This window comes from Xanthomonas bonasiae (genome assembly GCF_014836395.1).
Classification (GTDB): Bacteria; Pseudomonadota; Gammaproteobacteria; order Xanthomonadales; family Xanthomonadaceae; genus Xanthomonas_A; species Xanthomonas_A bonasiae.
The window spans coordinates 334,888-341,525 of sequence record NZ_JACSQX010000004.1 but is presented as its reverse complement, the minus strand read 5'-3'; the positions used below and the strand labels follow the sequence as shown (position 1 = coordinate 341,525).

General features: G+C 69.9%; 6 protein-coding genes. 4 read left to right on the top strand and 2 right to left on the bottom strand.

Annotation, left to right across the window (positions count from 1 at the left end):
- The first annotated feature begins 189 nt into the window (after window positions 1–189).
- A complete protein-coding gene (locus H9658_RS08420; RefSeq protein ID WP_191825035.1) occupies window positions 190–2,181 on the top strand; it encodes a peptidylprolyl isomerase in 1,992 nt (663 codons plus the stop codon).
- 338 nt (window positions 2,182–2,519) lie between these two features.
- Here the strand turns inward: H9658_RS08420 and H9658_RS08415 are convergent, their stop codons facing one another.
- Both H9658_RS08415 and gloB read right to left on the bottom strand, forming a co-directional pair.
- Window positions 2,520–3,746, bottom strand: coding sequence for a lytic transglycosylase domain-containing protein (locus tag H9658_RS08415; RefSeq protein ID WP_191825034.1), 1,227 nt, complete (start codon window positions 3,744–3,746; stop codon window positions 2,520–2,522).
- Window positions 3,743–4,510: a hydroxyacylglutathione hydrolase gene (gloB, locus tag H9658_RS08410; RefSeq protein ID WP_191825033.1), complete on the bottom strand. Its 768-nt coding sequence runs from the start codon at window positions 4,508–4,510 to the stop codon at window positions 3,743–3,745. Before gloB ends, H9658_RS08415 begins: the two co-directional genes overlap by 4 nt.
- Before the next feature lie 12 nt (window positions 4,511–4,522).
- On the opposite strand from gloB, the gene H9658_RS08405 reads away from it, so the two are divergent.
- Genes H9658_RS08405 through dnaQ form a run of 3 tightly spaced genes read left to right on the top strand, consistent with a single transcriptional unit; the run spans window position 4,523 to window position 6,424 of the window.
- Window positions 4,523–5,182 (top strand): class I SAM-dependent methyltransferase, encoded by a 660-nt coding sequence (locus H9658_RS08405; protein ID WP_179570638.1) that lies wholly within the window; start codon window positions 4,523–4,525, stop codon window positions 5,180–5,182.
- Window positions 5,183–5,195: 13 nt separating this feature from the next.
- Entirely contained in the window at window positions 5,196–5,654 is a 459-nt protein-coding gene (gene rnhA, locus H9658_RS08400) for a ribonuclease HI (protein WP_179570639.1), read from the top strand.
- A gap of 32 nt (window positions 5,655–5,686) precedes the next feature.
- Entirely contained in the window at window positions 5,687–6,424 is a 738-nt protein-coding gene (gene dnaQ / locus H9658_RS08395; protein WP_179570640.1) for a DNA polymerase III subunit epsilon, read from the top strand.
- Window positions 6,425–6,638 lie beyond the last annotated feature (214 nt).

Here is a 6,638-nt window from a genome sequence, read left to right as displayed (position 1 = left end):
CCGCCAGTTTTGTACGCGAAACCCCCGAGCGATCGGGGGTTTCTTTTTTTCCGGAGTGCGTTGCCGGCGCCCCCCCCAAAGCGGGCCGCGGATTCCATGCGGGCGCAGGCCGCGCGGCACGCCATTCCGCCGCAGGGCGTGAAGCGGGTTAAACTGCGCGGCTCGCCAACAGGCCTCGGTTCCCAACCAATGCTGCAGAAACTCCGCGAAAAGACCTCGGGCTGGATCGCCACCGCGATCATCGGCCTGTTGATGATTCCGTTCCTGTTCGTCATCGACAGCAGTTATCTCGGTGGCGTCGGTGCCAACAACGTCGCCAAGATCCAGGCGCCGCCGTCGTGGTGGTCGTCGGCACCGTCGTGGTGGCCGGCCTCGCTGCTGTGGCGTCACCACGAGGTGAGCACCGAGCAGTTCCGTGCGCGCTTCGAGGAAGCGCGGCAGCGGGAGCGCGAGCAGCAGGGCGAGAACTTCGATCCGCGCGAGTTCGAGAGCGCCGACAACAAGCGCAAGGTGCTCGACCAGTTGATCGACGAGCAGGTGGTGAAGCTGGCCGCCGAGCAGGCGCACGTGGTGGTCGGCGATGCCGCGGTTCGCGACTACATCGCCACCATTCCGGCGTTCCAGAACGACGGCAAGTTCGATCCGGAGCGCTACCGCCTGGCGCTGGCCTCGGGCACCCCGCCGCGCACGCCGGCGATGTTCGACCAGTTGGTGCGCGATGGCCTGCAGCAGTCGTTGATCCCGTCCGCGCTGATGGAATCGGCGTTCGCGACCAAGCAGGAAACCGAGCGCCTGCTGAAGATGCTCGGCGAGACCCGCGACGTCGACCTGGCGCTGTTGCCGGAACAGCCGGCCGACACCACCCCGGTCAGCGACGCGCAGGTGCAGCAGTGGTACGACGCGCACCAGGCCGATTTCAAGCAGCCGGAGCGGGTGTCGATCGAATACGTCGAGCTGGACGCGAGCAAGCTGCCGCCGGCCAAGCCGGCCGACGAGGCGGCGCTGCGCAAGCGCTACGAGGACGAGAAGGCCCGCTTCGTCGAACCCGATCAGCGCCTGACCTCGCACATCCTGATCAGCGCCGGCAAGGATCCCGCGTCGCAGAAGGCCGCCGAGGCCAAGGCCGCCAAGCTCGCGGCCGAAGCCAAGCAGCCCGGCGCCGATTTCGCCGCGCTGGCCCGCGCCAATTCCGAGGACCCGGGTTCCAAGAACGCCGGCGGCGACCTGGGCTGGGTCGAGCGGGGCGTGATGATCAAACCGTTCGAGGACGCCTTGTTCGCGATGAAGGCCGGCGAGATCGTCGGCCCGGTGAAGAGCGAGTTCGGCTACCACGTGATCCAGCTGCGCGAGATCAAGGGCGGCCAGGGCAAGAGTTTCGAGCAGGTGCGCGACCAACTGGCCGGCGAGCAGCTGCAGGCCGACAACGAGAAGGTCTACAGCGATCTGAGCGGCAAGCTGGTCGATCTGGTGCTGAAGAACCCGACCGCGCTGGCGCCGGCGGCCAAGGACGTCGGCTTGCCGGTGCAGACCCTGGGGCCGTTCTCGCGCGCCGACGCCAGCGGCGTCGCCGCGCAGCCGGCGGTGCTGCGCGCGGCGTTCTCCGACACGCTGGTGCAGGACGGCACGGTCAGCGATCCGATCAACCTGGGCCCGAACCACAGCGTGCTGATCCGCGTCACCCAGCACCTGCCCGAGCAGACCCAGCCGCTGGCCAAGGTGCGCGAGCAGGTGGTGGCCGCGGTGCATGCCGATCGCACCGCCAAGGCGGCCGCGGCGAAGGCCGACGCGCTGCTGGAGAAGCTGCGCAAGGGCGAAACGCTGCAGGCGCTGGCCGGCCCGGAGAAGCTGCAGATCAACCCGATGCCGGGGCTGCCGCGCACCGTGCCGATGCCGAGCCCGGAAGCCAACCGCGCGATCTTCAGCGCGCCGCTGCCGGCCGCGGGCAAGCCGTCGGTGGGCAAGGTCGAGCTGTCGGCGAACGGCGTGCCGGGCGGTGCCAAGCGCTACGCGCTGTTCGTGCTCAACAAGGTGAACCCGGGTGACCTGAGCAAGGTGCCGGCGGAGCAGCAGGCGACGTTGAAGCAGCAGCTGGGCCAGATCGAAGGCGCCGCCGCGGCGAAGGCCTACATCGACGCGATGCGCAAGCGCTACAAGGTCAGCGTGCAGGAAGCGGATCTGTAACTGCCGCTGGCCAATGCATGATGCGAACAAGCCCGGCACTGCCGGGCTTGTTCGTTTCTGGATCCTGCGCTCTGGGCGCCAGGGCAGTCGGATGCGCACTGGTGCGTTGCGCGATCAGCTGCGGCGTCGGCCAATGTGGGAGCGCTTGAGACCTCCAGCTTTTCTCCCGGGAGTTCGCAATGCTGTAGGAGCGACTTCAGTCGCGACAGGCTTTACCGGTGAAGCCCGTCGCGACTGAAGTCGCTCCCACAAGTAGCCAGCTTGAGCTGGCCGACATCGACAGCGCTGCCGGTGCCGTTGTCGCGATCTCGCCGCGCCCCGCCGCAGCGGGAGGCCGGCTATTCCTCGTAGCTCAGCACCATGCCCGGGCGCAGCACGCTACGCGCGGACAGGCCGTTCTTCGCCAATAGCGTCTGCACGGTGATGCCGTAGCGCTTGGCGATGGTCCAGGCGGTGTCGCCGTCGCGGACCGTGTGGGTGCGGCGCGCCGATGGCGTGCGCGAACGAATGCGCGGCGGCGTGGGCTCGGCGATGCTGGCGACGGCGCGCGTCGCCGGCGCTTCGGCCTGCTGCGGTTGCGCCGCCGCCGCCATGGCATCGGCAGCGGCCGTGGCGGCGCTGCCGCCGCTGCCGACCGGCGCCAGCACCGGCAGCGCGCGCTTTTTATTGCGCACGCTGCCCAGCGCCGGATTCAGTCGCGCGACCTGGTTGCCCTGCAGCGCCTGCTGCCGCGCCCACTCGTCCAGCGCCATGCCGGCGGGCAGGGTGCGCGCCTGCAGGATCGGCACCTCGCGGTCCAGCGAGGCCATCCATTCGTCGCGGGTCTGCGCCTGCTCCAGCACGCAAGCCAGCGCGTGCAGCTTCTCGACGTAGGCATAGGTGATCGGCGACAGCCCCGGCAACTTGGCCGGCTGCGCGTTCTGCGCGTTCATGCCGGCGCGGCGCATCGACTGCAGCACGCGGTATTCGCCGGCGTTGTAGGCCATGATCGCCAGGCGCCAGTCGCCGCCGAACATGCCGTGCAAGGTCTTCAGGTAGCGCACCGCGGCGCGGGTGGAATCCACCGCGGACAGGCGGCCGTCGTAGCCGCCTTCGACCGGCACGTCGTGGTTGCGGGCGGTATCGGCGATGAACTGCCACAGGCCGGCCGGGCCGCCGCTGTTGCGCGCGGCGGGGCGGTAGCCGCTTTCCACGAACGGGATCAGCGCGAATTCGGTCGGCAGGTCGGCGGCGCGCAATTCGTCCACCACGTAGCCGAACAGCGGCAGCACGTCCTCGTCCTCGTTGGCCAGCCGCGCCGGCGCGCGTGCGAACTGCTGCTTCCAGCGCGCATCGGTGGCGCCGCCGTCGCATTGCGCGTCCGCCAGGCCGTCGCGGAAGCTGGCGAGGATGGTGTGGCCGTTACGCGTGGTCGCCGGCGGCAGCGCCGCGGCGTCCATCGGCAACACGTTCAGTCCGGCGACGGTCTGCTCCAGCGCCGCACCGATGGGGGCCGCCGCGCTCGCGGAGGGGGCTGTCGAGGCGATCGCCAACGTCAGCGCCGCCGTCAAAAGCAGCGACCTCATGCGCGGAAATCGTCTTTCCAGCGCCTCAATTCGGCGAATACTTCCACTTCGTCCTGGGCGTCGCGGCCGAGCCGGGCGCCGACCGCCTGCTGGATCGCCGCCGAGGCGGTGCGCAGGAACGGATTGGTCGCCACTTCGCTGGCGAGACTGACGGGAACAGTGGGACGGGCAGCATGACGCATGGCCTGGACTTCCTGATGGCGCTGCCGCAAGGCAGCGTTGGTGGGATCGACCGTGACGGCGAATGCCGCATTGGCCAGGGTGTATTCGTGTCCGCAACACAGCAGCGTGGCGCCGGGGAGGGCGGCCAGCCGTTGCAGCGAACCCAACATCTGGGAGGGCGTACCTTCGAACATGCGTCCACAGCCCAGGCTGAACAGCGTATCGCCGCTGAACAGATGGCCGTGGCCGACATAGGCCACGTGCGAGCGGGTATGCCCCGGCACGAAAAGCGTCTGGAACTCCCATTGCAACAGCTGGACCCCATCGCCGTCGCCGACGCGCTGGCTGGCGAACGGGATCCGCGGCTCGTCCGCCGGGGCGTACACCGGCAGGTCCGGCCAGCGCTCGCGCAGCGCCGCCACGCCGCCGATGTGGTCGTCGTGATGGTGGGTCAGCAGCACCGCGGCCGGTTGCAGCCCTTGCGCGGCGGCGTCGAACACCGGCTCGGCCTGGCCCGGGTCGACCAGCACGGCGCGGCCATCCGCGGCGGCGATCGCCCAGATGTAGTTATCCTGGAATGCGGGCAGGGCGATCAGTCGCATAGAATTGGCACCATGCCTGCCACCCCGTTCCCCCGTCAAGCCGCCGTCTCATCCTGGTTTGATACGGCGGTGGCGCAAAAGCTGCTCCAGGCCGAGCAGCCGTTGATCCTCGACGCCTTGCTCGGACGCCCCGCGCAGCCCTGGTTGTGGCTGGCGCCGGTGCCGTTCGCGCCGCTGGCGCGCGAGCTGCCGGGGCGCGGCGTGCGCCTGCACCGCACCGCGCGCGGCTACGCCGGCGACCTGGTGTGCACGCTGCCGCTGCCGCTGCCTTCGGAAAGCGTCAACGCGATCGTGCTGCAGCACGTGCTCGGCGCCGACGCCGCGGCGCTGCTGGAAGAATGCGAGCGGGTGCTGCTGCCGGGCGGCCGGATCTGGCTGTTCGCGCTCAATGCGGTGAGCCCGTACCGGCTGCGCTGGCGCCGCCAGGGCCTGGTGGCTCGGCCGCCGGGCAGCTGGCGCGGGCTGCTGGAGCAGGCCGGGCTACCGTGCACCGATCCGCTGCGCTACCTGGGCCCGGTGTGGCCGACCCGCGGCGGCGTTGGCTCGGCGACCTCCGGCGCGCCGCTGCGCGCGGTGTGCCTGCTGCAGGCGGAAAAGCGCACCGCCGCCGGCATCGGCCCCATTCCGTTGCGCGCGCCGGTACGCTGGCGCGGTTCGACCGCCTCCATCTGATTCCTGGACGTACATGAAGACTGTTGATATCCACACCGACGGCGCCTGCCTCGGCAATCCCGGCCCCGGCGGCTGGGCCGCGCTGCTGCGCTACAAGGGCCTGGAGCGCGAAGTCGCCGGCGCCGAGGCGCACACCACCAACAACCGCATGGAGCTGATGGCCGCGATCATGGCGCTGGAAACGCTCAGCGAGCCGTGCCAGATCGTGCTGCATACCGATTCGCAGTACGTGCGCCAGGGCATCACCGAATGGATGCCGGGCTGGGTGCGTCGGCAGTGGAAGACCGCCGGCGGCGACCCGGTCAAGAACCGCGACCTGTGGGAGCGGCTGCATGCCGCCGCGCAGCGGCACGCCATCGATTGGCGCTGGGTCAAGGGCCACAGCGGCGATCCGGACAACGAGCGGGTGGACGTGCTGGCGCGCAACCAGGCGTTGCGGGTGCGCGCCGGCGGCGCCGCGGTCGCGTCCTGATCCTTTCCACGCCTCATCCTGCAGCGAGCCCCATGCGTCAGATCATCCTCGATACCGAAACCACCGGCCTGGAATGGAAGAAGGGCAACCGCGTCGTCGAAATCGGCGCGGTGGAACTGCTCGAACGCCGCCCCAGCGGGCGCAACTTCCACCGCTATCTGCGCCCGGACTGCGACTTCGAACCCGGCGCGCAGGAAGTCACCGGCCTGACCCTGGAATTCCTCGCCGACAAGCCGGAATTCCACGAGGTGGTGGACGAGTTCCTGGCGTTCATCGACGGCGCCGAGCTGATCATCCACAACGCCTCGTTCGATCTGGGTTTCCTCGACTACGAACTGTCGCGGCTGGGCGACTCTTACGGGCGCATCCTCGACCGCGCCACGGTCATCGACACGCTGCTGCTGGCGCGCGAGCGCTTCCCGGGCCAGCGCAATTCGCTGGACGCGCTGTGCAAGCGCTTGGGCGTGGACAACTCGCACCGGCAACTGCACGGCGCGCTGCTCGATGCGCAGATCCTCAGCGACGTCTATATCGCGCTGACCTCGGGGCAGGAGGAGATCGGCTTCGCCCTGGCCGACGAGCGCGGCAACCACGCCGACGGTCAACGCGCGGTGTTCGACATGGCGACGTTGCTGCCGCGGCCGCGTGTGCTGCCGACCGCGTCGGAGCTGGAGGCGCACCAGGCGCGGCTGGAAAAGATGCGCAAGAAGGCCGGGCGCGCGCTGTGGGACGCCGCCGAGCCGGCGCTGGCCGAGGCTGTCGCTGGCTGAGTCGCCGCGGCGCTGGGTGCTGGCGTTTGTCGGCGTGCGTCGGCGAGGTTCGCCACGTCGGTGCCGGAGCCGGTCCGTGCGGCAATGACCCGGGACGCCGCACGGCCATCTCGGCATGTCGGTGCAGCGGGGACATGACCCGGTAGGAGCGCGCGCGCGTACTGACGCAGCGGCGGCGCGCGGCTACTTGTGATGGCACGCGCTGCGGCATCGA

Excerpts from the sequence above, each read along its gene's own strand:
- rnhA (WP_179570639.1), top strand. The coding sequence starts at position 5,196 with ATGAAGACTGTTGATATCCACACCGACGGCGCCTGCCTCGGCAATCCC.
- H9658_RS08420 (WP_191825035.1), top strand. The coding sequence starts at position 190 with ATGCTGCAGAAACTCCGCGAAAAGACCTCGGGCTGGATCGCCACCGCG.
- gloB (WP_191825033.1), bottom strand. The coding sequence starts at position 4,510 with ATGCGACTGATCGCCCTGCCCGCATTCCAGGATAACTACATCTGGGCG.
- H9658_RS08415 (WP_191825034.1), bottom strand. The coding sequence starts at position 3,746 with ATGAGGTCGCTGCTTTTGACGGCGGCGCTGACGTTGGCGATCGCCTCG.
- H9658_RS08405 (WP_179570638.1), top strand. The coding sequence starts at position 4,523 with ATGCCTGCCACCCCGTTCCCCCGTCAAGCCGCCGTCTCATCCTGGTTT.
- dnaQ (WP_179570640.1), top strand. The coding sequence starts at position 5,687 with ATGCGTCAGATCATCCTCGATACCGAAACCACCGGCCTGGAATGGAAG.